Origin of the sequence: Streptomyces bikiniensis (assembly GCF_000716625.1) — a bacterium.
Lineage (GTDB): Bacteria > Actinomycetota > Actinomycetes > Streptomycetales > Streptomycetaceae > Streptomyces > Streptomyces bikiniensis.
The window spans coordinates 1-2,243 of record NZ_JNXJ01000100.1 but is presented as its reverse complement, the minus strand read 5'-3'; the positions used below and the strand labels follow the sequence as shown (position 1 = coordinate 2,243).

2 protein-coding genes are annotated in these 2,243 nt (G+C 65.6%); one reads left to right on the top strand and one right to left on the bottom strand.

Annotation, left to right across the window (positions count from 1 at the left end; all coding sequences use genetic code 11):
- The first annotated feature begins 411 nt into the window (after positions 1-411).
- Positions 412-1,647 (top strand): IS110 family RNA-guided transposase, encoded by a 1,236-nt coding sequence (locus OO47_RS32870; protein ID WP_030223456.1) that lies wholly within the window; start codon positions 412-414, stop codon positions 1,645-1,647.
- On the opposite strand, the gene OO47_RS32865 is transcribed toward OO47_RS32870, so the two are convergent.
- A complete protein-coding gene (locus OO47_RS32865; protein ID WP_030223453.1) occupies positions 1,644-2,036 on the bottom strand; it encodes a hypothetical protein in 393 nt (130 codons plus the stop codon). The genes OO47_RS32870 and OO47_RS32865 overlap by 4 nt on opposite strands.
- Between the last annotated feature and the right edge of the window lie 207 nt (positions 2,037-2,243).

Sequence of the window (2,243 nt, the reverse complement as noted above, 5' to 3'; positions counted from 1 at the left end):
CCTGGTGGTTGGTGGAGTACCGGTAGTTCTAATAGGTCACCGGTGGCCCCGAGCGCGTAAGCGCAAGAGGCACCATGCGAGGCGGGAAGCTGCTTCCTTTCCAGGACTGGTTCCACCTCGCACCTTGCCCTGCCGGGCGGAGACCTTCGGTAGTTCCGGGACCTTGATCTCTCGTCTAAGACCGGTCCCGTCCGGCAGAAGCTCGGATCAGCGGTTTTCATGTCCTCAGCCCGCCGACAGGGGCCACCTCTCAGCAGTTCGCGAGCCCTATGAGCTCTCCAGCAGACCGAGGTCCCTGTCGGTCGCTGGAGACACGAACGGCTCATGAGATGGCGTGCCTGGAGCACTTCTATTAGAGCGCCGCGTGCTCTGCATGGGACTGACCTGCAGATTCGTACGGAGGTAACCGGCTTGAACAAGATCTTTTGCGGCATCGACTGGGCGGAGGGCCACCACGACATAGCCCTCGTCGACCAGGACGGAACCCAGGTGGCCAAGCTGCGGATCAGCGACGACAGTGCGGGCTTCCACGCACTGATAGAGCTCCTGACCCAGCACGGTGACAGCGCAGAGGATCCGATTCCTGTCGCCATCGAGACGCCGCGCGGGCTCCTCGTCGCCGGCCTGCGGGCCACCGGCCGCCAGATCTACGCGATCAACCCACTGGCCGCAGCCCGCTATCGCGATCGAGGCAGCGTCTCCCGAGCCAAGTCCGACGCAGCGGACGCCCGGGTGCTGGCCAACATCCTGCGCACCGACCGACATGCCCATCGTCCCTTGCCCGACGACAGCGAGGCCGGACAGGCCGTCGCCGTTCTGGCCCGCGCTCATCAGGATGCAATCTGGGACCGGCAGCAGATGATCAACCGACTCCGGTCGCATCTGCGCGAGTACTATCCAGCCGCCCTTGCCGCCTTCCACGGCGCCGGCAAACCCGGACTCGACTCACCACGCGCCCGCGTGATCCTGACTGCCGCACCCACGCCGGCCGACGCCGCCAGGCTGACCCGCAGCCAGTTGCGCGCGCTGCTCAAACGGGGCGAGCGCCCACGCTGCGGAATCGAAGCCGAGGTCGAGCGGCTTCGGGCAATCTTCCGAGCCGACTACCTGCGGCAACTGCCGCAGGTCGAAAAGGCTCTGGGGCATCAGACAGTGGCGCTCGTCCGGCAGGTCGACGCTGCCTGCCTCAGCGTCACTCAGCTCGCGGCGGCGACGGAAGAGGCATTCCTCGCACACCCTGACGCAGACATCATCACAAGCTTCCCGGGGCTGTCTGTGCTGTCCGGGGCACGCGTCCTCGCCGAGATCGGAGACGACCACGAACGCTTCGCGGACGCCAGAGCCATGAAGGCATACGCCGGCGCGGCACCCGTGACGCGAGCCTCCGGTCGAAGCCACGTGGTCGTGGCCCGGACCGTCAAAAACCAGCGACTGGCCTCAGCCGGGCACATGTGGGCCTTTGCAGCCCTCCGAACGCAGGCTCCGCGAGCCCACTACGACCGACGGAGAGCTGGTGGAGAACGCCATACCGCAGCTCTCAGGAACCTGTTCAACAAGCTGCTCGGCTGCCTTTACCACTGCCTGCAAAACCGCATGCCCTACGACCCCGAACGGGCCTTCGCCGCACCCGTCGCGCTCGCTGCCTAAAGCCGCGGGCCCACGAAGATGTCGACTGCGGCCGCGCTCCAGCCAGGCTCATCAACAGCAACACGGATTTGCCGCCTGCCCCCTTCGCCGATGAGGCTCACGAAGCGCGTCACACCCATGACATCACCGATGACCAACCGTCCATCAGCCAACGAGATCGGCCCCTCGAAGACGGTCGCGAAGGAAGGATCCGGCCCTGGCGCCTCGTCGAGCGGATCGGTGAAGAGCCGGACCTTGATGAGTCGAACCTGAGCCTGAACCCGGATTGCCACATGAGTGTCACACCCGACCGCAGCCTCGCCTCTCAGCTCCAACACCGGCAGCCAGTCGGTCGACCCCAACGCCAGAACAGGATGATTCACCCGAATCTCCACGCCGGCGACCTGCATATTCGACCCTCTCTGGTGTCCGCCTTACGACGCGCCGCGATGTTATCGGGTGGCTCCGACAGACGAGGCGTCTCACCTCTGACCACTGGGGTTGGAGGTGAGACTGCCACACACTGAGTTGACCTCCGACGACATGAGATGTCTTCGACCGCTCGGCGATGGCGTGGTCGCGAGCGGGGACCAGGGTGCCGTCCACGATGAGCACGG